The organism is Thermithiobacillus plumbiphilus (assembly GCF_038070005.1).
Taxonomy (GTDB): Bacteria; Pseudomonadota; Gammaproteobacteria; order Acidithiobacillales; family Thermithiobacillaceae; genus JBBPCO01.
This window is the reverse complement of sequence record NZ_JBBPCO010000018.1, coordinates 1-26,562: the sequence shown is the minus strand read 5'-3', so window position 1 is coordinate 26,562 and position 26,562 is coordinate 1. Positions and strand designations below refer to the sequence as shown.

The following is a 26,562-nucleotide window of genomic DNA, read 5'->3' as shown; positions in this document are numbered from 1 at the left end:
GGGGTCACCTGCCAATGGGTTCAGGCAGCACTGGGGATGTCCTTGAAAACCTCCCGCAAAACCTCAGGCCGCTTGGCCGCAATGAACAGCAGGGACTTGGCCGCCCCGGAAGGCTGACGTCGGCCCTGTTCCCAGTCCTGCAGGGTGCGCGGACTGACGCCCAAAAGCGCGGCAAAGGCCGATTGACTGAGCCCGGTATGCTCGCGGATGGCTTTGACGTCGGTGGGCACCTCCACGGTATAGTGGCGTCCCTCGCCGCGCTGAATGGCCTGGATACCCTCCAGGATCTCCTGTCCGATATTGCGCTTAGTCATGGTCCAAGGTCTCCTTGATCGTCCGTAACACATGAGCCGGGATGTTCTCCGCCTCGTTCTTGGCGTAGATGGTCAGCAGCCAGATTTGGCCCTGCTGATTGCGCCAGTAGTAGATCACCCGATAGCCGCCACGTTTGCCGCGCCCTTTGGCGCCCCAGCGCAGTTTTCGAAGCCCGCCACTTTGTGGGATCAGGTCGCCTGCTTCCGGGTGAGTGGCAAGTTCCCATTGCAGGGCAGCGAACTCCTCATCACTCAGATAGTCGTTCAGCAATCGGGAGAACAGCGGGGTTTCAATGAATTCGATCATGTAAAACTATGATACGGCAGCGCCGTATGATCTGCAAGAAGGCCAGCTCTGCGCATCGATCTAGCCCGCCTTGGTCAGCGGTACGACGTCAGCGCCGGGCTCGGCATCCTCCAGCAATGCGAGCTTGCGCCCCCAGCGCCGCCAGGCTTCGGCCAGGGCTGCATCACTATGGGTTACCTGGTAGACCTCCATCATGCGGCTGGGCAGGGCATGGCCCAGACAGCGGTCAGCCACGAAGGGGTCGATGCCCAGGCGCGTCATGCCCGCCGCGCAGCTCCGCCGCAGGTCATGCGCGGTCCAGCGCCCGCCCGGCAGAACCAGTGCATCGTGATGCGTTGCCGTGCGGTTCTGCTGGGCCTTGCCGCCCTGCCGGTCACCAATGAGGTGTGCCAGGGTCTTATCGTTGATGGGTTGGTCTGGCTTACGGCTGCTTGTCAGAATATAATCGCCAACCCGATATTGGCTGAGGGCCTTGAAAGCGCAGGTGGCGTAATCCGACAGGAAGACGTCATGCGAGCGCGGGCGATGCTTGCGGCTCTGCTTGGGCTCGGGGATATGCCAGCGTTGCCCGTCCAGGTCCAGGTGCTCCCAGCGGGCGTTCACAATGTCTTCGGACCGGGCTCCGGTGGCCAGCAAGATCCTGATTACCTGCTGGGCCCAATCCGGCAGGCCCGCGTCTGGTAGTGCGGTCAGCAGTTGCCGAATCTCCGCTTCACTCAGGACGCGATTGCGCGGGGTCTCATGGCCGCCCGCATGCCGCTTGTTCATCAGTGCGGCTGGATTGCTGTCGAGATAGCCCCGCGCCTCGCCATGGGCCAGCATCTGCTTGAGATAGGCCAGCTTGCGATTGGCCGCCACGCGGGCGCCTCGGGCCAGTACCTTGTCGATATATCCGGCAACGTGGGCACGGGTCAGGTCGCGGGTCTTCAGCTCGCCATGGCTGGCCAGAAAGTCCTTGAGCATCGACTTATAGAGCTCCGGGCGCCGGCTGTGGTGTTCGACGTAGACGGTCATCCAGTTGTCGAACAGGTCGCTGACACTGGGAATGGTGGATTCGGCAGCCTGCTCGGCAGCGCGTTGCGCGGCTTCGGTGCGTTGCTGTTCAATGGGATCGATGCCGCGCTCGATCAGGCCGCGTGCAGCATGGGCCTTGTTGCGGGCTTCAACCAGCGTAACGTGCTCATAGCCGCCCAGGGAAAGCACACGGCGCTTGTCGCCATAGCGGTAACGCAACTGCCAGACCCGCCGGCCACTGGGAAAGATCCGGAGTTCCAGGCCATCCCCGTCCCGCAGGTAGACGTCCTTGGGGCCGGGCTTGGCTGCTTCGATCTGCTTCACTTTCAACTTGGTCATGGCGCATCCATGCGGGTACAAGTGGGGTCCACGTTTACCGCCACGTTTACCAGAGGCGGGCGTTTAGGTGATTCTAGCTGATCCTTGTTGATCCGGCAATCTGAGGTAAGGTGTTGAAAATGAAGTGATTTTGAAATCTGGTGATACAGGCTGCAATCGGTGGGAACTTGAATGGGGTTCAGGTGGTCGGAGGTTCAAATCCTCTCGCCCCGACCAATTAAATCCCGAAAGCGGCCCATGCGGCCGCTTTTTTGTTGCATCGGTGTCAGGTGGCGCACGCTTTGATATTCGCGGTTTTCGAAAACTGGCTTTAGCGGCCAGGATAGTCTAACTTCCCTGGATCTGTCCGCACCGATGATGGGTTCTGTCTGCGGTTTTCAACACGGATTTTTGGTACCTGAAGAGTAAATACTCACGCATGCCACGATTTCTTCTCAGTAATGACGACGGTTATCTGGCGCCGGGCCTGTCTGTGCTCGCGCAACAACTCAAGGCTTTCGGGGACATCGTGGTCGTGGCGCCGGATCGTGACCGCAGTGGGGCCAGCAACTCCCTGACCCTCGACAGGCCCCTGCGTTGCAGGCAGGGCCAAAATGGTTTCTGGTACGTCAATGGTACCCCGACCGACTGTGTGCATCTGGCAATCACCGGCTTGATGGCGGAAGAGCCAGACATGGTCATTAGTGGCATCAACCGGGGAGCAAACCTGGGGGATGACGTCATCTATTCCGGCACCGTGGCGGCGGCCTCCGAGGGCCGTTTCCTGGGCCTGCCCGCCATGGCCGTATCACTGGCTGGCAAGGAGTGCGCGCATTACCAGACTGCTGCGAAGGTGGCGGCTGATCTGCTGGTCCGGATTCCGGAGCTTTCCCTGCCGGCGGACACCATCCTGAATGTGAATGTGCCGGATCTGCCTTTTGAAGACTTGAAGGGCATGGAGGTGACCCGGCTGGGCCGGCGTCACAAAAGCGAGCCGGTCATCCGTCAGCAGGACCCACGCGGCGAGACGATCTACTGGATCGGTCCGGCCGGGCCTGAAGCGGATGCCAGGCTGGGTACTGATTTCGATGCGGTGCGTCGCGGGTACGTGTCCATCACGCCGCTACATCTGGACATGACCCGATATGCTTATCTGGAAAATTTGAGCCAATGGTTAAACAGCCTCCCCAAACCTTAGATATCGGCGTTGGCATGACTTCGGCCCGGACCCGCAACCGGATGGTCGAGCGTCTGCGCGCAAAGGGAATCCGCAACGAGGCGGTACTGCGGACTTTGTCCAGCTTGCCGCGCCATCTGTTTGTCGAGGAGGCGCTGGCCAGCCGGGCCTATGAGGATTCCGCCCTGCCCATCGGTTTTGGCCAGACCTTGTCGCAACCCTGGACCGTGGCCTTCATGACGGAAACCCTGCTGGCTGATGGTCCTCTTCAGAAAGTGCTTGAAATTGGCACGGGTTCTGGATATCAGGCGGCTGTTCTCGCCACTCTGGTGCCTCAGGTGTATACCGTCGAGCGCATCAGCCCGTTATATCAGCAGGCGCGGGTACGTCTGTCGGCACTGGGATACAAGAACATCGCCATGCGGCATGATGATGGTACCATTGGCTGGCCGGGGCGCGCTCCTTTTGATGGCATCCTGATGACCGCTGCTGCCGAGCTTGCACCTGAAGGTTTGCTGGCGCAACTCCAGATTGGCGGGCGGCTGGTGATGCCGCTGGGACAGGGGGAAAAGCAGCAATTGATGATCTATCGACGGGAAGCCGCCGGGATCAGGGCGGAAACCCTGGCAGAGTGCTGCTTCGTGCCGCTTCTGTCCGGACTGTATTGATTTCGCATGACTAGTTGTCACCTTGTCAGATCCACTCTCGGGCTTGTTGCTTTCCTGGCGCTGGGAGCTTGCGCCGGCGGGCCTCCGGCATCTATCCGCAGCCTGTCTGTATCGGATCCGCAGAACAAGATTGTGACCCCCGCTGCGCGACCCAGGTTTTATGTCGTGAGGCCCAACGACACGCTAAGCGGCATCGGGCAGCGTTTTGGCCTGTCATACACAGATATCGCTGCCTGGAATGGGATCGCTGACCCAGACTCGATCCGGTCAGGCCAGATCCTGCATCTCGAGCCTGGGCGTGTCTCATCTGGCGTATCAGCGAAAGCCACGGTGCCGCGCCCCGCGCCAGCACCAGGCAATGCCCAGCAGGAAGCGGCTGCTGTCGGCGTCGAAGTCAAGCCGGTGATCCTGTCCGGTGCGCCAGCCGGGCAGGATATTGCAAACCCAGAGCCACAATCTCCCCCAATCTCACCGGTTGTTCCTCCGCTGACGGTTCCTGCGCCAGCCGCCTCCCCTCCAGGGGAGGCGGCGCCGTCCCAGTCGGTATCTAAACCGGCGCCGATGTCCTCGGACTGGCTCTGGCCGGCCGAGGGTCCCCTGCTGACACGCTTCGATCCAGGGCCGGGCATGCGCCACGGAATAGATATCGGCGGCAAGCCCGGGACCCCTGTTCGTGCAGCGCGTGCCGGTATCGTCCTGTATAGCGGGAGTGGACTCCGGGGATACGGTCGGCTTATCATCATCCGGCACGACAAAAAATACATAACCGCCTATGCACACAACGCCCAGCTGTTGGTCTCGGAAGGCGCGCGGGTGAAGGCGGGCCAGGTGATTGCGCGCATGGGACAATCGGGAAACGCGGGTCGGGTGATGCTCCATTTCGAGCTGCGGGAAAAGGGGCGCCCGAAGGACCCGCTGGCTTATTTGCCTCCACGACCTTAATCTGTACGGCAAAATCGGGGTATGCATGTCCAAGGATGAATTGTCGCCCAAGCTCTTGCGCACGGGAGCACCTGTCAGGGACGTGGACGGGGAAGACCTGTTGCAGAAAGATCTGGAGGAGGCTGAGGATACCCCTTTGCTGACGTCCGATTCCCTGCAGGTCGAGGAGGAAGGGACTGCAGAGGTGCTGGCGCTCGCCTGTGGTGTGGGTCCACAGGATTCCACCCGCCGCTATCTCACCGAAATCGGCTACACCCCGCTGCTGAATGCCGAAGAAGAGGTCGCGCTGGCACGGCGGGTGTTGCAGAATGACGGGGCCGCGCGTGCGCGCATGATCGAGAGCAATCTGCGCCTGGTGGTCAAGATCGCCCGCCGCTATATCAATCGTGGCCTGCCCCTGCTCGATTTGATCGAGGAAGGTAATCTCGGCCTGATCCGGGCTGTGGAAAAGTTCGATCCGGAGCGCGGTTTTCGCTTCTCGACCTATGCCACGTGGTGGATCCGGCAGACCATCGAACGTGCGCTGATGAACCAGACCCGCACCGTGCGCCTGCCCGTGCACGTGGTCAAGGAGATCAATGTCTATCTCCGGGCGGCGCGTACCCTCAGCCAGACCCTGGACCACGAGCCGCGCCCCGAGGAAGTCGCCCGGGCGCTGAACAAGCCGGTGGAAGACGTGCGCGCCATGCTAGGACTGAACGAGCGAGTCAGCAGCATCGACATTTCCACCGATCCCGATCCGGATCGCAGTCTGCTGGATATCCTGCCTGACGAACAGGGGCTGACCCCATTCGAGTCGCTGGAGCAAAATGACCTGCTCTGGCACCTGTCCTATTGGCTGGATACCCTGAATGACAAGCAGCGCATGGTGGTTGAGATGCGCTTTGGCCTGAATGGCGCCGAGGTCAGTACCCTGGAGGAAATCGGCAAGGCCCTGGGGGTCACGCGCGAGCGGGTCCGGCAGATACAGATGGAAGCCCTGTCGCGCCTGCGCCACCTCATCGAGGCAGAGGGGCTGACGGGCGAGATGCTCTTTGAGTAGGACTGCCTAGGCGAGTTCTATCATCAGCAGCGCGGCCACGATATCACGGTCCTCGCCCATGAGAATGTTGTAGGTCCGGCAGGCGGAAGTGGTATCCATCACCTCGATGCCGCTGCCAGTCGCCCGCAGTTGACCGAGAACGGCAGGGGCGGGAAAGCGCAAGCGCCTGCCTGTCCCCAGGAGCACGATTTCAGGCCGGTGCTGGATGATTTCCGCGAAGCTGTCGGACTGCAGTTCCTCAAAGGTCTGTGGCGCCCAGTCCGCCTGCATCCAGCGTGGCGCGACAATCAGGCTCCTTTGGTAGACGTTGTCGTTGATTCTCAATTCACCGGGAGCATAGGATGTGATCTGGTTTTGATCGCCGGGTCTTTGCAAATGGAGTTTCATCCGGTTCTCCTGAATTGAACGTGTGTTCTTTGTGCCATAGCCAGACTGACAGTTCAAGCCGTTGCTGCATGTGGGCCCCATTGACAGGGCCTCGATGCCGCACTATTTTTCTTCCTTTTTGTGGTCCGCGGAAAGAAGGCATTCGCCCCTCATGGATGAGTTTCAACGCATACGCCGTTTACCCCCTTACGTTTTCAATATCGTCAACGACTTGAAGGCGCAGGCCCGCAAGCGGGGGGAAGACATCATTGACTTTGGCATGGGCAATCCGGACCAGCCGACGCCACAGCATATTGTCGACAAATTATGTGAGGCGGCCCAGCGTGGGGATACCCACCGCTACAGCGTCTCGCGGGGAATTCCCAGGCTTCGCAAGGCCCTGAGCCACTGGTATCGGACACGTTACGACGTGGACATCGATCCGGAATCGGAAGCCATCGTCACCATCGGTTCCAAGGAAGGGCTGTCACATCTGGCCCTGGCCACCATGGGGCCGGGGGACGCGGTCCTGGTGCCAAATCCGACCTACCCCATCCATCCCTATGGTTTCGTGATTGCCGGGGCTGATCTGCGCCATGTGCCGATGTTGCCCGGTCTTGATTTCCTTGAAGAGCTTGAAAAGGCGGTCAAGGCAAGCTGGCCCCGGCCGAAGATGCTGGTGATCAACTTCCCGCACAACCCGACCGCTGCGGTGACGGATCTTGCCTTCTTCCAGCGCATCGTCGATTTCGCCAAGGAAAACAAGCTCTGGGTCATCCACGATCTGGCCTACGCCGATATCGTCTTTGACGGCTACAAGGCGCCGAGTTTCCTCCAGGTACCAGGTGCCAAGGATGTTGGCGTGGAGTTCTTCACGCTTTCCAAGAGTTATAACATGCCGGGTTGGCGGATTGGCTTTGCGGCCGGCAATCCGAAGCTGATCGGGGCCCTGTCCCGCATCAAGAGCTACATGGATTACGGCATGTTCACGCCGGTGCAGGTGGCCGCCATCATGGCGCTGGAAGGGCCGCAGGATTGCGTCGAGGACATCCGCCAGATGTACGAACAGCGGCGTAACGTACTTTGCGATGGCCTGAATGCCGCCGGCTGGGAAGTGGAGCGCCCCAAGGCCACCATGTTCGTCTGGGCCAAAATTCCTGAGCAGTTCAAGGGCATGGGTTCACTGGAGTTTTCCAAGCTGGTGCTCCAGAAGGCAAAGGTTGCGGTGAGCCCGGGCATCGGCTTTGGGGAGTTCGGCGACGACTATGTCCGTTTCGGCCTGGTCGAAAACGAGCAGCGTACGCGCCAGGCCCTGCGCGGCATCAAGCAGATGTTCCGGGAGGGATGATGGCGTCGGTGAAAGTCGGGATCATCGGTCTCGGAACAGTGGGGCGCGGGACCCTGGATGTCCTGCGCCGCAATGCCACCGAGATAAGTCGCCGGATTGGCAGACCTCTGCAGGTGCGGCAGGTCGTGGTACGTAATCCCGCTCGCCTGGAAGGCCTTGATGCCCGCGATTTCGATGTCGTGCAGGATCCCTTCGCTCTGGTGAATGATCCTGGCATCGATGTGGTGGTCGAACTGATCGGCGGCATCGAGCCGGCCCGGTCACTGGTACTGGCCGCCCTGCACAATGGCAAGCACGTGGTGACCGCCAACAAGGCCCTGCTGGCCCTGCACGGTAACGAGATCTTTGCCCTGGCGCAGGAAAAGGGTCTTGTCGTTGCCTTCGAGGCCGCTGTCGCGGGCGGCATTCCCATCATCAAGGCAGTCCGTGAAGGCCTGGCCGGCAACCGCATCGAATGGCTGGCCGGCATCATCAACGGCACCTGCAATTACATCCTGACCCAGATGCGCAGCAAGGGCTGCGGTTTCGATACCGCGCTTGCCGAGGCTCAGGCACTGGGCTATGCCGAAGCCGACCCGACCTTCGACATCGATGGTATCGACAGCGCCCACAAGCTGACCATCCTGGGTGCCATTGCCTATGGTGTGCCGCTCGAGTTCCCGGCGGTGCATGTCGAAGGCATCCGTAGTCTGCAGGGAATAGACGTGACTTATGCCGAGGAACTGGGCTACCGGATCAAGCTGCTTGGGATCGCGCGACGTACGGCACAGGGCATTGAAATGCGCGTGCACCCGACCCTGGTGCCTGCGGCACACCTCCTGGCCAATGTCGAAGGGCCCTTCAATGCCGTGCTGGTCGAGGGTGACGCAGTGGGCCAGACCCTCTACCATGGTCGGGGCGCCGGCGCCGAGCCGACTGCCAGCGCCGTGGTTGCCGATCTGGTGGATGTGGCGCGCACCCTGACCGCCGACCCCGCCAATCGCGTGCCACACCTGGCTTTTCAGCCCGGCCAGCTGGCCAGTGTTCCGGTTCTGCCCATGGCGTCGGTTGAAAGTGCCTACTACCTGCGTATTCAGGTACTCGACAAGCCAGGTGTGCTGGCGCAGATCACGCGCATCCTCGCTGACGAGGAAATCTCGATCGAGGCCATGATCCAGAAGGAGGCGCCCGACGGTGCTGAAAGTGTTCCGGTGGTCCTGCTCACCCAGCGTACCCTGGAAGGCAGGATGAACCGCGCGATCAGTGCCCTGGAAAGCCTGCCTGTCGTGAATCATTCCATCATCCGGCTACGCGTCGAAACCCTGACCGGATCCCATTAATCTGCCAAGCTGCAAGCGAGATGAACTCATGGAAAGACCCCTCGGAAAGCGTTATACCGGCCTGATCGATCGTTACCGGGCCTGGCTTCCCGTCCTGCCTGAGACCCCGGCGGTCAGTCTGGGCGAGGGAAACACGCCTCTGATTCAGGCAGTCAATCTGCCACGCCATCTCGGGCACGATGTGGATCTGTACTTCAAGTTCGAAGGGCTGAACCCGACCGGTTCCTTCAAGGACCGGGGCATGACCATGGCCATCACCAAGGCCGCCGAGGACGGTGCCAAGGCAGTGATCTGTGCGTCCACGGGCAATACTTCGGCGGCGGCCGCGGCCTATGCCGCCCGTGCCGGCATGAAGGCCTTCGTGCTGATTCCGGAAGGCAAGATCGCGCTGGGCAAGCTGTCCCAGGCCATGATGCATGGCGCGGTCGTGTTACAGATCCGCGGTAATTTCGATGCCGGCATGCAACTGGTGCAGGATGTCGCCCGCACGGCACCGGTGACCATCGTCAATTCCATCAATCCCTATCGCCTGCAGGGCCAAAAGACGGCCGCCTTCGAGATCGTCGAGGCCCTGGGTGATGCGCCAGACTACCATGCCCTGCCGGTCGGCAATGCCGGGAACATTACCGCTCACTGGATGGGTTATTGCGAGTACAGTGATACGCGCAGCCACAAGGATGCCTGTCTGACCGGGTCCTGTGTCTTCTGCCAGGGCAAGTGCCACTACGGTCAGCCGCTGGCCGGCAAGCGCCCGAAGATGCTCGGTTTCCAGGCTGCCGGAAGTGCACCCTTCATCGAGGGTGCCTTCGTGGAGCATCCGGAGACCGTGGCCACCGCAATCCGGATTGGACATCCGATGTCCTGGGAGGCCGCGCACACTGTCGAGCAGGAATCCGGCGGCTGGTTTGACGCTGTCACCGACGCCGATATCCTGGAAGCGCAGAAGCTGCTGGCGCAACTTGAGGGCGTGTTCTGTGAACCGGCCTCCGCGAGCTCGGTCGCGGGTGTGATCAAGCAATTGCGTGCCGGTCGCATCGAGACTGGCGCCCGCATCGTCTGCACCCTGACCGGACACGGCCTGAAGGATCCGGACACCGCCATTGCCCAGAGCACCCAGCCGATTACCGTGGATGCCAACCTGGCGTCCGTGGAAGCGGTTATTCTCGGGCGGTGACACGCCGCATCGTTCTGTGGGTACCGGAGCTTCAGCAGTCGCTGGTACCTGCCAGCTCTCCACTGCTGGACCGTCTTGCCGGCCGGGGCCAGCGGATGAAGCTGGTGGCCGCCGGCCCCAATCTGGTTGTCCAGCAATTTGAAGCCCTGGGTGTGCCCTGCCCAGCGGACAGTGACTGTCCTGCGGCCGCCTTGACGGCTCTGCGCGACGGGCTCGATCCCGGCACGCAAGCCTACTGGTTGCGCTTTGATCCCGTCCATCTGCTGGCGCATAAATCCCAGCTGCTTTTGATGGATCCTCAGGTGCTTTGCCTGACTCCTGACGAAGCCCGGGCCTTTGCCGATACGCTCAACAGCCATTTCGCCGAACTTGGCTGGCAGGTCGTGGCCGCCCGGCCGGACCGCTGGTATCTGCGGCTGCCTCAGCCGATCCACATACAGACGACCCCGCTGGCCGCTGTCATTGGGCAGGATGTCGACAGGCAGATGCCAAAGGGGGCTGACGCCCTGTCTTGGCATGTCTACCTCAATGAAGTGCAGATGCTGCTGCATGATCATCCCTGTAATCAGACGCGTGAAGAGGCCGGCCTGCCGGTCGTCAACAGCGTCTGGCCCTGGGGCGGCGGGCAGTTGCCGCACCCTCTGCAGGGATGGTGGCAGTCGGTGGCAGGCGATGATCCGCTCCTGCAGTCACTCGGCCAGCTTAGCGGAGCACGCGCGGCAGCCTTTCCGGCTGATGTCGCTGCCTGGGTGCGCGCGCTTGCATCCGGACCGCACCTGCTGTTCTATCCGGAAATCCTGGAGACCCAGGAAAAGTTGGCAAATTTCGAGGAAACCGTGCTCGGTCCGCTGATCGAGGCCCTGAAATCCGCTGACATCGCCTGTCTGGTGCTGGTAGCAGGCATGGATGAAGCGCGCTCCGGCATGCTGACCGTGCTGCTTGAACGCAAGCAGCTGCATCGCTGGTGGCGACGCGCGCGGCCCTTTCTTTCCGGTCAGGCGATCGGAGAGGCGACGGACTGGCGCAGGCTGGCCACGGCAGGCTGATTGTCAAGGTTTGTAAACGTCGGCCTGAAGCTTGCGTTAAGGATGAAGCCCATATTTCCAAAAGGGCTTCGCTTGTTTATCATAGCGGCGGGTCGGGATCCATGCCCGCAAAAAACCCATAAAATAAATTTTTTGGAGGAGTCATGAAGCTGAAGCTTGTTGCTGCTGTTGCTGCGCTGTCCCTTTCCAGTCTCGCCCATGCTGCTGGTGATCCGAAAGCGGAAGCCCTGATGAAGAAATCCGACTGTTTCTCCTGCCATGCTGTCGGTAACAAGGTGGTTGGTCCTTCCTACAAGGACGTCGCCAAGAAGTACAAGGGCAATGCCAAGGCCCCGGCCATGCTGGCTGACAAGATCATCAAGGGCGGTGCTGGCAACTGGAATGCCGTGACCGGTGGCGTTCCGATGACTCCCCATCCGCAGATCTCCAAGGCTGACGCCACTGCCATGGCCAAGTGGGTACTGGCGCAGTAAGCCGGTTTCCACGTGCAGACAGATGCCGGCAATGCCGGCATTTGTTTTTTGTGTAACGGGCAATTCGCTTTCGTGGCATAATGCCGCCCATGTCTCAGCTGGTACAACGTACATTCTGTGAAACACAAGCAAGCCGGCTTCAGGCGGATGGCATCCCGCCCTTGCTGGCGCGAATCTATGCCGCCCGTGGTGTGACGGATGCGGCACAGTTGCGCCTTGGTCTCGATGCCCTGGCCTCGCCGCAGCAGGTCGGCTCGGGTCTGAAGGGCCTGCATGAGGCAGCACAGATCCTCGGAGAGGCCATTGTCTCCCGGCAGAAAATCCTGGTGGTGGGGGATTTCGATTGCGATGGCGCCACCAGCACCGCACTGTGCATGGAGGCATTGCTTGCCATGGGTGCGCAGGAGCCCTGTTACCTGGTCCCGAACCGCTTTGAATATGGTTATGGGCTGACGCCGGAGATCGTCGAGTTGGCCAGGGATCTGCGGCCGCAGGTACTGATGACCGTCGATAATGGCATCAGCAGCATCGAAGGAGTGCGTGCTGCCCGATCGGCAGGGATGCGGGTGGTGGTGACCGACCATCACCTGCCGGGCCACATGCTCCCGGAGGCCGATGCCATCGTCAATCCAAACCAGCCAGGCTGTCCCTTTCCCTGGAAAAATAGCGCAGGTGTAGCGGTTGCCTTCTATGTGATGACTGCGGTGCGCAACTACCTGCGCCAGCAGGGCTATTTCAGTGATGCGCGGCCCGAGCCGCGACTGGCAAGCCTTCTGGATCTGCTGGCCCTGGGCACGGTGGCGGATGTCGTCCCGCTGGACGACAACAACCGGATTCTCGTGACTCAGGGGCTGGCCAGAATCCGCAGCGGCAAGGCCAGACCGGGGATTCGCGCGCTGCTGGAGGTGGCAGGTCGGCCGGAGGACCAGGTGATGGCCTCGGACATGGGTTTTGCTGTCGGTCCGCGCTTGAACGCAGCCGGAAGGCTGGCGGACATGTCACTCGGTATCCGTTGCCTGCTGGCCCGGGACATGGCGCAAGCGCGCGCCATGGCGCAGGAACTCGACAGCCTGAATCGTGAGCGGCGGTCCATCGAGGCGGTGATGCAGGCCGAGGCCACCAATGTGCTTGTGGATGATGATCTGCTGGCCCGGCGCTGGGGACTGTGTCTTTATAACGATCAGTGGCATCAGGGCGTGATCGGCATTCTCGCGGGCCGTGTCAAGGAGCAGTGTCACCGGCCCGTGATTGCCTTTGCCCGGGTCGCTGATGACGAGATCAAGGGTTCGGCCCGCTCGATTCAGGGGCTGCATATGCGCGATGCCCTGGATGCCGTGGCCGCGAAGCATCCGGGGCTGCTCGCCAAGTTTGGCGGCCATGCCATGGCGGCTGGCCTGAGCCTGCGGCTCATTGATCTGCCGGTTTTTGCGGACGCCTTCGATGCCCAGGTCCGGTCGATGCTCCGGCCCGAGGATCTGCAGCAGGTGCTTGAAACGGATGGCCCCCTGGCGGCTGATGAGCTCTCGGTCGAAACCGCAATGCTGCTGCGCGCCGCCGGCCCCTGGGGGCAGGGCTTTCCCGAACCCCTGTTCGAAGGAGTGTTTGACATCGTCGATTTCCGGGTGCTCAAGGAGAAGCATCTGAAGCTTTCCCTGCGCCACCCAGCCGGCCCCATGCTGGACGCCATCCATTTTGGCTGCGTGCCGCGACTCGGCGTGCCCAGCGGCAAGCGCCTGCGCGCGGCCTATGTGCCGGAAATCAATGAATTTGGTGGGCGGCGCACGGTCCAGTTGCGTCTGAGCCACTGGGAATGCATGGATTGAATGTGATAAGCGGGCTCTGGCCCGCAAGGGAGTGGAAATGGAAGAAATCAACAGTCTGCGCGATAGAATCCAGGATATGCAGTCTCGCCTGACGGATCTTCGGAGGTATCTTTGACCTCGACAGCAAGCAGGAGCGCCTGACCGAGGTTGAACGCGAGATGGAAGCCCCCGATCTCTGGAATGATCCGGAGCGGGCCCAGACCCTGGGGCAGGAGCGGGCGCGCCTGGAGGCCGCCATCGTGCCGGCGCGGGCCCTGCAGCAAGGCGTGGCCGAAGCTGGGGAACTGCTCGACATGGCCTTGGAAGAAAATGACACGGACACCATCGCGGCCATCGATCGTGATCTCGGTGAATACGAACAGACCCTGAGCCGTCTGGAGTTCCTGCGCATGTTCAGCGGCGAACTCGACGCCGCCAACTGCTTTGTGGATATCCAGGCTGGCGCCGGGGGCACGGAGGCCCAGGACTGGGCGGAAATGGTGCTGCGCATGTATCTGCGCTGGTGCGAGAGCAAAGGGTTCCAGACCGAGATCGTCGAGGCGACCGAAGGCGAGGTGGCCGGCATCAAATCCGCGACTGTGCGCGTCATGGGCGATTATGCCTTTGGCTGGCTGCGCACCGAGACCGGCGTGCACCGCCTGGTGCGCAAGTCACCCTTCGATTCGGGCAACCGGCGTCACACCAGTTTCTGCAGCGTGTTCGTCTATCCCGAGGTGGACGAATCCTTCGAGGTCGACATCAATCCGGCTGATCTGCGGGTGGACACCTATCGATCCAGTGGCGCGGGTGGTCAGCACGTCAACAAGACCGATTCGGCGGTACGCATCACCCATATGCCCTCGGGCATCGTCGTGGCCTCCCAGACTGCCCGATCGCAGCACCAGAATCGCGCCGAGGCCATGCGCATGCTAAAGTCCAAGCTCTATGAAACGGAGCTGGCCAAGCGCAACGCCGAAAAGCAGGCGCTGGAAGACAGCAAGAGCGATATCGGCTGGGGGCATCAGATCCGGTCCTACGTGCTGGACCAGTCACGCATCAAGGATCTGCGCACCGGCATCGAGGTGGGGGACACGCAGAAGGTGCTCGATGGCGCCCTGGACAACTTCGTGGAAGCGGCCTTGAAGCAGGGCATTTGAGAGCAGGCGGAAAACATGGAACACAGCATTCTGGACAGTAACGAACAGATCGAGCAGCGCTACGCCAAGCTTCATCAGCTACGGGAAGCTGGCGAGGCCTATGCCAACGATTTTCGGCGCGATGCCCTGCTGGGTGAGCTTGCCAGCCGCTATCAGGATACGCCGGTGGAGACCCTGGAAGTCGAGCCGGTGGTGGTTCGGGTGGCCGGGCGCATGCTGACCCGCCGGGTGATGGGCAAGGCGAGCTTCGCGCATCTGCAGGACATGTCCGGCAGGCTCCAGATCTTCGTGTCGCGCGACGAGGTCGGCGAGGAAAGCTACATCCAGTTCAAACAGTGGGATCTTGGCGACATTCTCGGCGTCGAGGGCGTGCTGTTTCGCACCAAGACCGGCGAGCTGTCGATCAAGGCCCGAGCGATCCGTCTGCTGACCAAGGCCCTGCGCCCGCTGCCGGAGAAATGGCATGGTCTGAGTGACCAGGAGACGCGCTATCGCCAGCGTTACCTGGATCTGATCGTCACCGAGGAGAGTCGCAGCACTTTCATGGCCCGCTCGCGTCTGGTCAGCGCCATCCGAGCTTCTCTGACGCGCAAGGGCTTTCTCGAAGTCGAAACGCCGATGATGCAGCCCATCCCCGGCGGCGCCACGGCCCGCCCCTTCGTCACCCATCACAATGCACTCGATATGACGCTGTATCTGCGCATCGCACCCGAGCTCTATCTCAAGCGCCTGCTGGTCGGTGGCTTTGAACAGGTCTTCGAGATCAACCGCAATTTCCGCAACGAGGGCCTGTCCACCCGGCATAATCCCGAATTCACCATGCTGGAGTTCTACCAGGCCTACGTCGATTATCGCGAGGCCATGGACCTGACCGAGGCACTGCTGCGCGAAGCCGCCCAGGCGGCTCTGGGCTCGACCCGATTCCAGTATCAGGGGCTGGAACTCGACTTCGGCCAGCCATTCACGCGATTGACGGTGCGCGAGGCGGTGCTCAGGTTCAATCCTGATTTGCGCGATGCAGATCTCGATGATCCGGTACGTCTGCGCGAGCATCTGCGTTCGCTCAAGGCGAAGGTGGATGATGGCTGGGGCACCGGCAAGCTGCTCATCGAGATCTTCGAGAAGACCGCCGAACATCAGCTCCTGCAGCCGACCTTCGTCACCGAATATCCTACCGAATGCAGTCCGCTGGCACGGCGCAATGCGGAAAATCCCGAGGTCACCGATCGCTTCGAGCTGATGATTGCCGGGCGCGAGATCGCCAACGGTTTTTCCGAGCTCAACGATCCCGAAGATCAGGCCGCCCGCTTTCGCAGGCAGGTCGAGGACAAGAATGCCGGTGACGAAGAGGCCATGCACTTCGACGCCGATTACATCCGCGCCCTGGAGTACGGCATGCCGCCGGCTGCGGGTGTCGGGATCGGGATCGACCGTCTGGTCATGCTGCTGACCGACAGCCCCTCCATCCGGGATGTGATTTTATTCCCGCACATGCGTCCGGAAGCCTGAGGCATGCGGCCATACGAACTGTGGATCGGGCTGCGCTATACGCGCGCCAAGCGCCGCAACCACTTCATTTCCTTCATCTCCCTGATCGCCATGATGGGCATTGGTCTGGGCGTGGCGGCCCTGATCACCGTGCTGTCGGTGATGAATGGCTTCGACCAGGAGCTGCGTGGCCGCATTCTTGGGGTGGTATCGGATCTGGTGATCGAGGGCAATGGCCAGCCGCTGCAGGACTGGCAACCGCTGATGCAGCACGTGGCCAAGGCGCCCGGCGTGCAGGCCGTGGCACCCTATGTGCAGGCTCAGGCGATGCTCAACAGCGGCGAATATGTGACTGGTGCCATCATTCGTGGCATTGATCCGGCCCAGGAAGTCAGGGTCGCCAACCTCGCCGAAAACATCGTCGCCGGCAGGCTTGCCGACCTGCAACCCGGCAGCTTCGGCATCGTGCTCGGCAGCGCCATTGCCCAGAACCTTGGCGTGGGCGTGGGGGACAAGGTGACCCTGGTCTCGCCGCAGGGGCAGGTCAGCCCGCTTGGCGTGACGCCACGCCTGCGACGCTTCACGGTGGTGGGCATCTTCTCGATGGGGATGTATGAATATGACAGCGGGCTTGCACTGATCAATGTGCAGGATGCCGCCAATCTTTACCGTCTGGGCGCCGGCGTCAGCGGGCTGCGCTTGAAGCTGGCGGATGCCTTCCAGGCCCGTGGGCTGGCGGAGCGCATGCAGCAGGAGCTGGGGCCAGACTATATGGTGCAGGACTGGACCATGGGCCACGCCAATTTCTTTCGTGCCCTGAAGATCGAGAAAACCGTGATGTTCGTGATCCTGTCCCTGATCATCGCGGTAGCAGCCTTCAACATCGTCTCGACACTGGTGATGGTGGTCACCGACAAGCAGTCCGACATCGCCATCCTGCGCACCCTGGGCGCCAGTCCGCTCAGCATCACCGCCATTTTCATGGTACAGGGTGCCATGATCGGCATCGTGGGTACGCTGCTGGGGGTGCTGGGCGGGGTGCTGTTGGCGCTCAACGTCCCGACCCTGGTGCCGATGATCGAACAGCTTCTTGGCATGCACTTCCTGTCGGCGGACGTCTATTTCATCAGTGAGCTGCCCTCGAAGCTCGATATGAACGATGTCTGGCGGATCGCCGGGGCATCGCTTGTGATGAGCTGGATCGCCACCATCTATCCGGCCCTGCGGGCCGCGCGTACCGATCCCGTGGAGGCCCTGCGCTATGAATGAGATCCTGCGGGCCGAGCAGTTGCGCCGCAATTTCCGCCAGGGCCGTACCGATCTCGAAGTGGTCAAGGGGATCGATCTTGCCATTGGCGCCGGAGAGAGTGTCGGCATCGTCGGTGCCTCCGGATCGGGCAAAAGCACCCTGCTGCATCTGCTGGGCGGGCTGGACAAGCCCAATGCCGGCCGGATCTGGTTCGAGGGCAAGGATCTCTTCGCCATGGGCGAGGCCGCGCGTGGGCGCCTGCGCAATCAGGGTATGGGCTTCGTCTATCAGTTCCACCATCTGTTGCCGGAATTCACCGCGCTGGAGAATGTGATGATGCCGCTTCTGATCGGGCGGGTGAGCAAGGCGGGCGCAGCAAGACAGGCCAGTGACATGCTGGACCGGGTCGGGTTGGGGCAGCGTCTGAGCCACAAGCCGGGCGAGCTCTCGGGCGGCGAGCGCCAGCGGGCGGCGATTGCCAGGGCGCTGGTTGGCCGGCCGCGCCTGCTGCTCGCGGACGAGCCCACCGGCAACTTGGACTCGCGGACTGCCGGCCAGATCCATGACCTGCTGCTGGAACTCAACCGCAGTCTCGGCACCAGCCTGGTGGTGGTCACCCACGACCCGAAACTGGCGGCGCGCATGCAAAGAGTCTATGAAATTCTCGACGGGCAGATCATTGCCCAGCATGCGGGCAACACGGGCCTTTCGTCCTGATCAGCTTCTATGCCGGTATCGCCAACGCCAGGTGACCACCAGACGCCAGATCAAGAGTGACAAATAATAACCTGCCACCGCTGCAAGCACTCCAATCAGCAGGGAGCCAAGCCAGATGGTGAGATAGGCGTCCCAGATGCGCTGGCCGCCATCCGTGAACAGAAGCTGCCAGTTGTGGATCAGGTCCGTCAGGGGCATGGCGACCGAGGATTCTGGCGCAAATCCCAGCCAAGAGCGGATATGCAGGCCCAGCCTGAAGGCGAAATAGAGATAGGCCGGCATGGTCAGCGGATTGGTGAGCATGACTGCCCCCATCGCAACCGGGATATTGACGCGCAGCCATAGCGCACCTATCAGCGCCAGGGGAATGTGGCCAATAAGCGGCATGCTGCCGACGAACAGCCCGAGTGCCAGGCCACCAGCGAGGCTGCGCCGGTGAAAGTGCCACAACTCATGCTGGTGCAGCAGATGTGTGAATCGCCCCAGGCATCGGCTTTTAAGTATCTGCTCGCGCTTGGGTAAAAACCTTTCTAAAGACTTGCGCAAAAGAAGTGGCTCGAATTGGTCAAGAGCAACAGTTTAGCCGAAAGCCGTATCCTGGCCAATGGATGTGCCGGCAAACTCCCGGCCCTGCCAGGGCTGGTCTCGGCATCGGGTCTGGGGCTTGGCGCCCTTTATTTCCAGCCGGCCGTACCAGCATTCTGGCCGCCGCTTGTCATCGCTATCCTTGCTGGCATCCTGGCCTGCTGGCGCTGGCCGCTACTCTGGTTGCTGGCCGCCGGCTGCATCGCCTTTTCCTGGGGAAGCTTTCAGGCCCAGCAGCGAGCGGATGACATCCTGCCTGCGCATCTGGCGGGCAGGGGCCTGGACGTGGAGGGCGTCATCGTTTCCCTGCCGCGACAGCTAGGGAGTGGTTCGACCATTCGCCTGTTGCCGGAACGCGTGTTCCGTGATGGCAAGGCGCTTTCCTGGCGGGGCCTGGTCGAGTTGCGAGTTGGGCGGTTCGAGGATGCTTCGGAACTGGCTTACGGCCAGCGCTGGCGAATGCGGGTGCGCCTGAACCGACCGATGCCGCCGGCCAATCCGGGCGGCTACGACCGGGCCTATCATCTGTTCTGGGAAGGCGTGGCCGCGACGGGCACCGTGGTGCTGGCACCGCAACCCTTGAGATTGGCTGGCGAGGGTGGTTCGGTCGTAATGCACTGGATACAGATGCTGCGCCAGCGCATTATCGACGCCAGCAACGTCGCACTGCCGCGGGATCGTGCGGGTCTTGTCCAGGCCCTGACCATCGGCGTGCAGGATCAGATTCCGGGTCCCATGTGGCAGGGCTTCGTCCGTAGCGGCACGGCACATCTGATGGTCATCTCCGGCTCGCATATCACGCTCGTTGCCGGCATCGTCTTTTTCCTGATTCGATGGGGCTGGGGGGTGCTTCCCTGGCTGGCGAGACGCTATCCTGCCCAATCGGCCGCAGCCATCGGCATGCTGCTCACTGCCCTTTTCTATGGCCTGATGGCCGGCATGGGACTCGCTACCCAGCGGGCTGTCATCATGGTCTGGGTGCTGGCCGGCGCCTTGCTCTTCCAGCGCGAGCTGCGCCCCTTTCACAGTCTTTCACTGGCGGCATTGATCGTTTTCATTCTGCAGCCAGGGGCTGTTGCCGAGCCCGGTTTCTGGCTCTCGTTCAGCGTCGTACTTCTGATTTTTCTGTTGCTCGCCGGCTATGGAGGCATCAAGGGGCACTGGAGAAAACTGATCAGCTATCAGCTGATGATCAGCCTGGGCATGCTGCCCTTGCTCGGCGCGCTTTTCGCAAGCCTGCCACTGTTTTCGCCTTTGGCTAATCTGTTTGCGATTCCTGTGGTGGAGGGACTGGCCACCCCGCTGGCATTGCTGGGAGCCATGTGCAGTGCGCTCGGCTGGGAGTATCCAGGGCGCGCATTTTTTTACCTTTCCACGCTTTCCCTCGAGCCGCTACTGATGCTGGTTCACTGGATCGACCAGACTCCCTGGGCCACGCTCGCCATTGCCCGACCTTCTCCCGGCGTCCTAGTGGCAGCCCTGCTGGGTCTGGGCGTCTTACTGCTGCCAGTTGCCTGGCCAGGCCGCCTGTTCGGGATCATCGGCCTGATTCCGCTTTTCCTGCCTCCTCAGCCCCGCATTCCGGCTGACAGCGCCGAACTGGCGATTCTGGATGCCGGCGTGGATTCGGCTTTCGTACTCAGTACCCGTCACCACACCCTGCTGATGCAGGCCCTGAAGTACCCGGATGGGGGCTTTTACCTCAATCAGCGCATCGTTGGTCCTTTTCTGCGATCGGCTGATCTACCCTCGGTCGACGCCGCGATAGTCAATTTTCATCATCCGCAAGATCGCGTACAGACCAACGCCTACCTGGGACTGGTCAGCAATGCGCTCTGGCAAGCGCGCAGCGCGCCGTCAGGCATTGAGCGATCCCTCTCCCAGCGTCAATGCCTGGGAGGGGAGTCCTGGGAGTGGGATGGCGTTACCTTCGTCTTTCTCGATCCGCTGAGAACCGATCCGCAAGCCCAATCCGCCTCCTGCGTCCTTGCGGTATACGGCAGGGGCTGGCAGATCCTGCTGACCGGCGAACTGGATCCGGCCGGCGCCACCCGGCTGGCCCACAATTTCGGCGCCAATCTGAAAAGTGATCTCTTTGCCATGTCCGTGCCGGACAGCGCGCAGGGGTTCGAGAATCTGATCGGCACGATTGATGCGCGTCATCTCGTTATCACCGGAAATCGGCATGCCGCTGCCCATGTGCCAGCACTCACGGCGTCTCTCGATCCCGGGCGGTCCGGCGCCCTCATGTTTTCCCTGGGCGAGGGCGGCGCCTTGCGGCTTGCGAATTCAGGATCTGCGCACTATTGGTTTCCCTAGCGGAAACAAATCTGGAACGTGCTAGTATTTGCGCATCACGAGGGGGCTTAGTGTTCGATATCATTCACGCGGGCGGCTGGATCATGCTGCCATTACTCATGAGTGCCATTACGGCTCTGGCAATCGTGGGAAACCGGTTCTGGGTGCTGCGTCGGGATCGGCTGGCGCCACCGCGCCTGACCCTGCAAATCGAAAGCCTGCTGCAACAGGGGGACATGCAGGGCGCCTTGCGCCTGCTGGAAGGGCTCGATTCGCCGCTTGCCGCCATTCTTGGCGCAGGTGTTCGCCGGATTGGGCTGTCCCGTGACGCCATCAAGGAAAGGGTCGAGGAAACCGGGCGCTATGAAGTGGCCATGCTGGACCGTCATCTCAACGTGCTTGGCACGATAGCCGCCATCAGCCCGCTGCTGGGCCTGCTCGGCACCGTGTTCGGCATCATGCACGCCTTCGACGGCCTGGGCGCCAGCGGCGCGAGCAACCCCGGTGTGCTGGCAAGCGGCATTTCCGAAGCGCTCATCACGACCGCGACAGGGTTGATCATCGCCATTCCCAGTCTGATGATGTACCGATACTTCCGCGCGCGGGTGGACGAACTGGTGCTCCTGATGGAAAGGGAGTCCCTGAAGATCATCGAAATCGTGCAGGGAGATCGGCAGTGAACTTTCACCGTCGCCGCCTGCTTGATGAGCCGGAAATCAACGTGATTTCCATGGTGGACCTGGTCCTGGTCATCCTCTTGTTCTTCATGGTCAGCACCACCTTCACCAAGCCTGGTATCTTGAAGCTCGATCTGCCGACGGCAAGCAGCACGACGCCTGAACCCGCAAAAGCCAGCATCCTGATCGACATGGATGCAGCCGGGCAGTTGATCATCAACGGTCGATCCATGCCCTTGGCCGATCTGGCAGGCCATCTGAAAGCAATCAGCAGCAATCCGGGCCAGGCAGTCCATTTGCGGGCCGACCGCAACAGCACGCAGCAGCAGATCGTCATGGTGCTCGATGCGGCGCGGCAGGCCGGGCTGAGTCGCATCAGCATCGGCACCCTGAAAGCGCCATGATCCTGCGTCATCCTGAGCGCAGAGTCTTCGGATGAGACTGGAAGGTCCCTGGCAGGGGATTGCTGCCCGAGTCATTGCCAATTACATTCGGTTGGTGGCCTGGACTGGCCGCTGGCGCATACTGGGCGATGCCGCGGTACAGGATCTGGTCCGGCATGATCAGCCCGTGCTGCTTGCCTTCTGGCATGGGCGCCTGCTGATGATCCCCCATGCCTACCAGCGGCTGGGCGGTCGCAAGGTGCACATCCTGATCAGCGAGCACCGTGATGGCGAACTGATTGCGCGCACCATGGCGCACTGGGGCTACCAGGCCGTGCGAGGCTCCTCCAGGCAAGGTGCGGCAAAAGGCCTGCGTGGCATGTTGCGCATCGCCCGCAGCGGCAGTGATCTCGCCATCACGCCGGATGGTCCGCGCGGTCCGCGAGAAGTCCTCCAGCCAGGCGTGCTCGAAATTGCCCGACTGGCCCGAATACCCATTGTGCCCGTATCCTATTCCGCCCGCTGGGCCAGGACCATCGACAGCTGGGATCGCTTCCTGCTGCCGCTGCCATTCACCAGAGGCACGATACTATGGGGCGAGCCGCTATGGATTCCGGCGGACGCCAACGCCGAAACCATGGCCAGTATCGGCAGGTCTCTGGAAGCGGAGATGCGCAAGCTGACGCAACGGGCGGATCAATACACCAAGGAGAAGTCTTGAAGGTACCCAAGGGCTACTACGGCAGCAGCGCGATCAAGGCCTGGTGGGCTGGTTTGCAGGACCGGCGAGCCGGTCTGTCTCCCCGTGCCAATGCACGCTGGGGCTGGCTGCGCCCGCCTGGCGGCAGGGGACCCGCGCTATGGATGCAGACCACGGATGTCGCCGACGATGTCCTGCTTGCCGCCGAACTGACCCAGGCGATTCGTGAAAAGCGGCTCGATCTCCGGGTCATCCTCACCTTCGAGGCCGACTATCCCGAACTGCTCGAAGCCCGCATCGGCGAACTGAAAGGAGTTGGATACGGCTATGGGCCGGCAGATCATCCGCGCGCCCTGCGCCGCACTCTCGATCGCCTCTCCCCCCTGCGGATCATGACGGTAGGGCAGGGGCCCCGCGACGAGCTCGCGCGCCTGAGTGCCCAGCGCGGGATTGCCTCGGTCGTCGTGGCAGGAGATCCCGCCACCACCAAACTGCCGCAAAACATCGAAACCATTTACCCCGTCGATGCCCGACAGGCCAAGCGCTGGCGCAGTCTGGGTGCCAGTGACGCGCAACTCCAGGCTCCGGTTGATTTTCTGACCCTGATCACCATTGCCCAGGTCGATCCGAATTTTCGGCGTTACGTATGCGGCAGCGCCGAGCTGGATCTCTGGTGGCTGCACGGTGTCGCTGCTGCCGAAGCGCCGCGCTGGATAGATGCCTGGCGCCAGGCCGGCCTGGCCGATAGCGGGATTCTCTTCATTCAGACCCGCGAGGATCACTACGTCTGGCCCTTGCTGTCCGAATGGGCGCGTGAGCCATTGCCGACAGGCAGTGTGGTCGGTATTGATGACCGCAAATGGCTGCCCGCGCTTGCTGCCGCCTGTACCGGTATCCATCTCGCCCATGCATCTCGCGGAGATGGCTGGCAGGCCATGGCTGGCGGCAAACCAGTGACTTTTGGCAGTCCCGCAGCCTTTCCCGTTGACGCCATGGAAACCGCATTCGACGGCTCGGTCTGTCTTGATGGCGCTGCAAGCGTGATGCAATCCTGGCGCACTTATGCTGACAACCCCATCGCCGGACGACAGCTTGGCGATGCCATGCGCCGGTTTTTCTGGGATGAGCGGCGCAAGGCGCAAATGCGCCTGCCGGATCTGCTGCAGCAGGTTTTCGATTGGTAGCAGGACTTGAGCAATTCCTGAATCGGCAGTGGTATCAGGGCGGGTTGCTCAGCACTGCCCTGCGTCCCCTGGGTGCCATGTATTGCGCTGCCAGTCATCTACGCCATCAGTTTTATGCGCATGGCCGCCGCCAGCGAGCGCTCCTGCCCAGCCTGGTGGTCGGCAACCTCACGGTTGGTGGTTCCGGCAAGACGCCGCTGGTGCTGGCTTTGGCTCGCCATCTGGAAGCGAAGGGCTGGCGTCCGGCCCTGGTCAGCCGAGGATATCGGGCACGGCCGCCGGGCCATCCCTATCTGGTGCAAACGGATGATGATCCTGCCCGGGCTGGCGATGAACCCTTGCTGTTGTCGCGTCGTAGTCGTTTGCCGGTGGTGATTGGCCCGGATCGGCTTCAGGACATTGCCTGGCTCGCAGCCCAGGACATGGCGGATATCGCTGTCCTGGATGACGGCTTCCAGCATCTTTCGCTCCTACCGGATCTCAGTTTGCTGGTGGTCGACGGCGAGCGCGGGTTCGGGGTCGGGCGTTGCCTCCCGGCCGGGCCTTTGCGGGAACCTCTGACGGCGCTGCACCGGGCGCATGCCCTGATATCAAATGGCGTCTGGACGGGTGACAGCAGTATTTCAAAGGCAGGTTTGCCCCTGTTCGGGATGCAGATGCAGGCTCAAGTAATGGTTTCCATTGAGGATTCCGAGATCCGCCAGGATCTGTCCACCCTGCAGGGCCGGCGGGTCCATGCCGTCTCCGGGATAGGCAACCCAGAGCGGTTCTTTCGTCAGATCGAAGCTCTGGGTGCAATCGTGGAACGACACCCGTTTCCGGATCACCATGTCTTTGAAAAGGATGACTTCCGCAACCTGCACGCTGCCCCTATCGTCATGACGGAAAAGGATGCCGTAAAATGTGCCGGACTGAATCTCGCGAATGCCTGGGCGCTCCGGATAGAGGCGGTGCTCGACAGTGCCTTCTGGTGCTGGTTTGACGAGCAGATCGACAGCATAAGGAGAATACACGATGGCCATTGATCGGAAACTGCTGGATATCCTCGCCTGCCCACGCTGCAAGGGTACCCTGATCCTCGCGCCGGACAAGAAGGCCCTGCATTGCAACCGTTGCCAACTGGCCTATCCGGTGCGTGACAACATTCCCATCCTCCTGATCGAGGAAGCAAAGCCGCTGGAGCCTCGGAAAAAATGAACTTTACCGTCATCATCCCGGCGCGCATGGCCTCCACCCGGCTGCCTGGCAAGCCCCTGCTGGAGATTGCGGGATTGCCCATGATCGAGCGCGTCCGTCGTCAGGCCCTGGCCAGCGGCGCGCAACGAGTGCTGGTCGCCACCGACACGCGTGAAATCGCCGACTGCATCGACGCCCATGGCGGCGAAGTGATCATGACCCGCGCCGATCACGCCTCCGGCACCGACCGTCTCGCCGAAGTGGTGGAACAGCTCGCCCTGGCCGATGATGAAATCGTCGTCAATCTCCAGGGCGATGAGCCCCTGATGCCGCCTGAACTGCTCTGTGCCGTGGCTGCCGCGCTCGCCGAAGACCCTGCAGCAGTGATGGCCACCGTGGGCTGCCCGATTCAGGATCATAAAGACATTTTCAATCCAAATGTCGTCAAGCTGGTCAGGGATCTCGCGGGAAGAGCCATCTACTTCTCCCGCGCGCCCATCCCCTGGAATCGCGAGCAGTTCGCGACACAGGGCCAGAACACCAGACCGACCGACGCTGGCGCCTGGCTGCGTCACATCGGTCTCTATGCCTACCGCGCTGGATTCCTGCCGCGCTACAGCCAATGGTCAGCCACGCCCCTCGAAACGACGGAAGCCCTCGAACAGCTCAGGGTGCTTGAGCATGGCGAACGCATACGCGTGCTCGTGGCGGAGCAGGTCCCGCCTGCCGGCGTCGATACCCCGGAGGACCTTGCAAGGATTCGTACCCTGCTTGAGACGGCTACTGCCGAATAATCAACCCGCAATGAAGGAGACATCATGGACATCAGCAAGCTTTCCGCAGGCAAGAATCCCCCGGTGGACATCAACGTCGTTGTCGAAATCCCCCAGGGCTCCAGCATCAAGTACGAGCTCGACAAGGATTCCGGCGCGGTCATCGTCGACCGCTTTCTCTTTACCCCCATGTTCTACCCCCTGAACTACGGGTTCGTCCCGAATACCCTGTCCGACGATGGCGACCCGACTGACGTGTTGGTCCTGTCCCGCGCGGCGGTCGTACCTGGCGCGGTCATCCGCTGCCGGCCTGTCGGCGTGTTGCTCATGGAAGATGAGAGTGGGGTGGACGCAAAGATCGTTGCCGTTCCTCATGAAAAGGTGGACAACAGCTACCAGGACATCCAGGACGTGCAGGACCTGCCCGAGTCTCTGCGCAACCAGATCAAGCATTTCTTCGAGCACTACAAGGATCTCGAACCTGGCAAATGGGTGAAGGTCAAGGATTGGGCTGGCGCCGGCAAGGCGCAGGAAATCATCGGTGCGGATCTCGCCAGAGCAGGGTAACGGGCCGGGAGCCCGGGATCAGTTGTCGAAAAACAGTGTATCCAGATCGGGATTGATCATCCCGGGCTTGATATAAATAGGCAGCAGTACGATCCCGGGTGCGCGCCGGTAAGGCCGCCCATAGGCATTGTCCTGAATCACCGGATTTTCCGCCTCCTCAAGCACGAGCTGGGGACCATCCGTGAGGACATCCACCACCAGGTAAGGCCGGCCCATGAACTGAACCTTGCAGTTCAGGAACTGTCCTAGTTTTTCCATATTGAATCGATCTGTGTCGGTCATGTTCAGGATCCTCGTC

The 26,562-nt window shown here is 61.6% G+C and carries 30 protein-coding genes; 23 read left to right on the top strand and 7 right to left on the bottom strand.

Annotation, left to right across the window (positions count from 1 at the left end; genetic code table 11):
• Window positions 1-20 precede the first annotated feature (20 nt).
• Genes WOB96_RS14120 through WOB96_RS14110 form a run of 3 tightly spaced genes read right to left on the bottom strand, consistent with a single transcriptional unit; the run spans window position 21 to window position 1,974 of the window.
• Entirely contained in the window at window positions 21-314 is a 294-nt protein-coding gene (locus WOB96_RS14120; RefSeq protein ID WP_341371946.1) for a helix-turn-helix domain-containing protein, read from the bottom strand.
• Window positions 307-621: a type II toxin-antitoxin system RelE/ParE family toxin gene (locus WOB96_RS14115; protein ID WP_341371945.1), complete on the bottom strand. Its 315-nt coding sequence runs from the start codon at window positions 619-621 to the stop codon at window positions 307-309. The genes WOB96_RS14120 and WOB96_RS14115 overlap by 8 nt, the downstream gene beginning before the upstream one ends.
• Before the next feature lie 60 nt (window positions 622-681).
• Window positions 682-1,974 carry a tyrosine-type recombinase/integrase gene (locus tag WOB96_RS14110; RefSeq protein ID WP_341371944.1) on the bottom strand — a complete coding sequence of 431 codons (1,293 nt, stop codon included), beginning with the start codon at window positions 1,972-1,974 and terminating at the stop codon, window positions 682-684.
• Between the two features lie 418 nt (window positions 1,975-2,392).
• Between WOB96_RS14110 and surE the strand changes: the two genes are divergently transcribed.
• Window positions 2,393-3,151, top strand: coding sequence for a 5'/3'-nucleotidase SurE (gene surE / locus WOB96_RS14105; protein WP_341371943.1), 759 nt, complete (start codon window positions 2,393-2,395; stop codon window positions 3,149-3,151).
• Between the two features lie 14 nt (window positions 3,152-3,165).
• On the top strand, window positions 3,166-3,798 hold the full coding sequence (locus tag WOB96_RS14100) for a protein-L-isoaspartate(D-aspartate) O-methyltransferase (RefSeq protein WP_341371942.1): 633 nt from the start codon (window positions 3,166-3,168) through the stop codon (window positions 3,796-3,798).
• Between the two features lie 315 nt (window positions 3,799-4,113).
• On the opposite strand, the gene WOB96_RS14095 is transcribed toward WOB96_RS14100, so the two are convergent.
• Window positions 4,114-4,254 carry a hypothetical protein gene (locus WOB96_RS14095; protein WP_341371941.1) on the bottom strand — a complete coding sequence of 47 codons (141 nt, stop codon included), beginning with the start codon at window positions 4,252-4,254 and terminating at the stop codon, window positions 4,114-4,116.
• 105 nt (window positions 4,255-4,359) lie between these two features.
• Here WOB96_RS14095 and WOB96_RS14090 point away from each other — a divergent pair, with 105 nt between their 5' ends.
• Both WOB96_RS14090 and rpoS read left to right on the top strand, forming a co-directional pair.
• Entirely contained in the window at window positions 4,360-4,740 is a 381-nt protein-coding gene (locus tag WOB96_RS14090; protein ID WP_341371940.1) for a murein hydrolase activator EnvC family protein, read from the top strand.
• 25 nt (window positions 4,741-4,765) lie between these two features.
• Window positions 4,766-5,782, top strand: coding sequence for an RNA polymerase sigma factor RpoS (gene rpoS / locus WOB96_RS14085; RefSeq protein WP_341371939.1), 1,017 nt, complete (start codon window positions 4,766-4,768; stop codon window positions 5,780-5,782).
• Between the two features lie 6 nt (window positions 5,783-5,788).
• Here rpoS and WOB96_RS14080 read toward each other — a convergent pair whose 3' ends face one another.
• Window positions 5,789-6,169, bottom strand: a complete 381-nt coding sequence (locus WOB96_RS14080) for an Mth938-like domain-containing protein (RefSeq protein ID WP_341371938.1) — start codon at window positions 6,167-6,169, stop codon at window positions 5,789-5,791.
• Between the two features lie 151 nt (window positions 6,170-6,320).
• Here WOB96_RS14080 and alaC point away from each other — a divergent pair, with 151 nt between their 5' ends.
• The 10 genes from alaC (at window position 6,321) to lolD (ending at window position 17,921) form a co-directional block, all read left to right on the top strand.
• Window positions 6,321-7,496 carry an alanine transaminase gene (alaC, locus tag WOB96_RS14075; protein WP_341371937.1) on the top strand — a complete coding sequence of 392 codons (1,176 nt, stop codon included), beginning with the start codon at window positions 6,321-6,323 and terminating at the stop codon, window positions 7,494-7,496.
• A complete protein-coding gene (locus tag WOB96_RS14070) occupies window positions 7,496-8,815 on the top strand; it encodes a homoserine dehydrogenase (RefSeq protein WP_341371936.1) in 1,320 nt (439 codons plus the stop codon). The genes alaC and WOB96_RS14070 overlap by 1 nt, the downstream gene beginning before the upstream one ends.
• Before the next feature lie 28 nt (window positions 8,816-8,843).
• On the top strand, window positions 8,844-9,989 hold the full coding sequence (thrC, locus tag WOB96_RS14065) for a threonine synthase (RefSeq protein WP_341371935.1): 1,146 nt from the start codon (window positions 8,844-8,846) through the stop codon (window positions 9,987-9,989).
• On the top strand, window positions 9,986-11,035 hold the full coding sequence (locus WOB96_RS14060; protein ID WP_341371934.1) for a hypothetical protein: 1,050 nt from the start codon (window positions 9,986-9,988) through the stop codon (window positions 11,033-11,035). The genes thrC and WOB96_RS14060 overlap by 4 nt, the downstream gene beginning before the upstream one ends.
• Window positions 11,036-11,178: 143 nt before the next feature.
• Window positions 11,179-11,508 carry a c-type cytochrome gene (locus WOB96_RS14055; RefSeq protein WP_341371933.1) on the top strand — a complete coding sequence of 110 codons (330 nt, stop codon included), beginning with the start codon at window positions 11,179-11,181 and terminating at the stop codon, window positions 11,506-11,508.
• Between the two features lie 89 nt (window positions 11,509-11,597).
• A complete protein-coding gene (recJ, locus tag WOB96_RS14050; RefSeq protein WP_341371932.1) occupies window positions 11,598-13,331 on the top strand; it encodes a single-stranded-DNA-specific exonuclease RecJ in 1,734 nt (577 codons plus the stop codon).
• A 37-nt stretch (window positions 13,332-13,368) separates the two neighbouring features.
• Window positions 13,369-14,467 (top strand): peptide chain release factor 2 gene (gene prfB, locus WOB96_RS14045; protein WP_341371931.1). Its coding sequence is split into 2 segments (ribosomal slippage): window positions 13,369-13,443 and window positions 13,445-14,467, totalling 1,098 coding nucleotides; the frame shifts between segments, so codons are not numbered across the junction.
• A 15-nt stretch (window positions 14,468-14,482) separates the two neighbouring features.
• The gene (gene lysS, locus WOB96_RS14040) at window positions 14,483-15,976 is read left to right on the top strand and encodes a lysine--tRNA ligase (RefSeq protein WP_341371930.1); all 1,494 of its coding nucleotides are present in this window, start codon (window positions 14,483-14,485) and stop codon (window positions 15,974-15,976) included.
• A 3-nt stretch (window positions 15,977-15,979) separates the two neighbouring features.
• Window positions 15,980-17,224: a lipoprotein-releasing ABC transporter permease subunit gene (locus WOB96_RS14035; RefSeq protein ID WP_341371929.1), complete on the top strand. Its 1,245-nt coding sequence runs from the start codon at window positions 15,980-15,982 to the stop codon at window positions 17,222-17,224.
• Window positions 17,217-17,921: a lipoprotein-releasing ABC transporter ATP-binding protein LolD gene (gene lolD / locus WOB96_RS14030; RefSeq protein WP_341371928.1), complete on the top strand. Its 705-nt coding sequence runs from the start codon at window positions 17,217-17,219 to the stop codon at window positions 17,919-17,921. The genes WOB96_RS14035 and lolD overlap by 8 nt, the downstream gene beginning before the upstream one ends.
• Here lolD and WOB96_RS14025 read toward each other — a convergent pair whose 3' ends face one another.
• Complete coding sequence (locus WOB96_RS14025) at window positions 17,922-18,467, bottom strand: DUF2062 domain-containing protein (RefSeq protein WP_341371927.1); 546 nt, start codon at window positions 18,465-18,467, stop codon at window positions 17,922-17,924.
• 15 nt (window positions 18,468-18,482) lie between these two features.
• On the opposite strand from WOB96_RS14025, the gene WOB96_RS14020 reads away from it, so the two are divergent.
• From WOB96_RS14020 to ppa, 9 genes are read left to right on the top strand one after another with little or no spacing between them, the layout of a single operon-like run.
• A complete protein-coding gene (locus WOB96_RS14020) occupies window positions 18,483-20,825 on the top strand; it encodes a ComEC/Rec2 family competence protein (RefSeq protein ID WP_341371926.1) in 2,343 nt (780 codons plus the stop codon).
• A 50-nt stretch (window positions 20,826-20,875) separates the two neighbouring features.
• Window positions 20,876-21,484: a MotA/TolQ/ExbB proton channel family protein gene (locus tag WOB96_RS14015; RefSeq protein ID WP_341371925.1), complete on the top strand. Its 609-nt coding sequence runs from the start codon at window positions 20,876-20,878 to the stop codon at window positions 21,482-21,484.
• On the top strand, window positions 21,481-21,885 hold the full coding sequence (locus tag WOB96_RS14010; RefSeq protein ID WP_341371924.1) for an ExbD/TolR family protein: 405 nt from the start codon (window positions 21,481-21,483) through the stop codon (window positions 21,883-21,885). Before WOB96_RS14015 ends, WOB96_RS14010 begins: the two co-directional genes overlap by 4 nt.
• 31 nt (window positions 21,886-21,916) lie before the next feature.
• Complete coding sequence (locus tag WOB96_RS14005) at window positions 21,917-22,585, top strand: lysophospholipid acyltransferase family protein (RefSeq protein ID WP_341371923.1); 669 nt, start codon at window positions 21,917-21,919, stop codon at window positions 22,583-22,585.
• Window positions 22,582-23,748, top strand: a complete 1,167-nt coding sequence (locus tag WOB96_RS14000; protein WP_341371922.1) for a hypothetical protein — start codon at window positions 22,582-22,584, stop codon at window positions 23,746-23,748. The genes WOB96_RS14005 and WOB96_RS14000 overlap by 4 nt, the downstream gene beginning before the upstream one ends.
• Window positions 23,742-24,773 carry a tetraacyldisaccharide 4'-kinase gene (gene lpxK, locus WOB96_RS13995; protein ID WP_341371921.1) on the top strand — a complete coding sequence of 344 codons (1,032 nt, stop codon included), beginning with the start codon at window positions 23,742-23,744 and terminating at the stop codon, window positions 24,771-24,773. Before WOB96_RS14000 ends, lpxK begins: the two co-directional genes overlap by 7 nt.
• The gene (locus WOB96_RS13990; RefSeq protein ID WP_479725484.1) at window positions 24,763-24,945 is read left to right on the top strand and encodes a Trm112 family protein; all 183 of its coding nucleotides are present in this window, start codon (window positions 24,763-24,765) and stop codon (window positions 24,943-24,945) included. Before lpxK ends, WOB96_RS13990 begins: the two co-directional genes overlap by 11 nt.
• Entirely contained in the window at window positions 24,942-25,718 is a 777-nt protein-coding gene (kdsB, locus tag WOB96_RS13985) for a 3-deoxy-manno-octulosonate cytidylyltransferase (RefSeq protein ID WP_341371920.1), read from the top strand. The genes WOB96_RS13990 and kdsB overlap by 4 nt, the downstream gene beginning before the upstream one ends.
• Window positions 25,719-25,742: 24 nt before the next feature.
• On the top strand, window positions 25,743-26,264 hold the full coding sequence (ppa, locus tag WOB96_RS13980; protein ID WP_341371919.1) for an inorganic diphosphatase: 522 nt from the start codon (window positions 25,743-25,745) through the stop codon (window positions 26,262-26,264).
• 18 nt (window positions 26,265-26,282) lie between these two features.
• Here ppa and WOB96_RS13975 read toward each other — a convergent pair.
• A partial coding sequence (locus WOB96_RS13975) for a hypothetical protein (protein WP_341371918.1) occupies window positions 26,283-26,562 on the bottom strand: 280 nt, incomplete at its 5' end.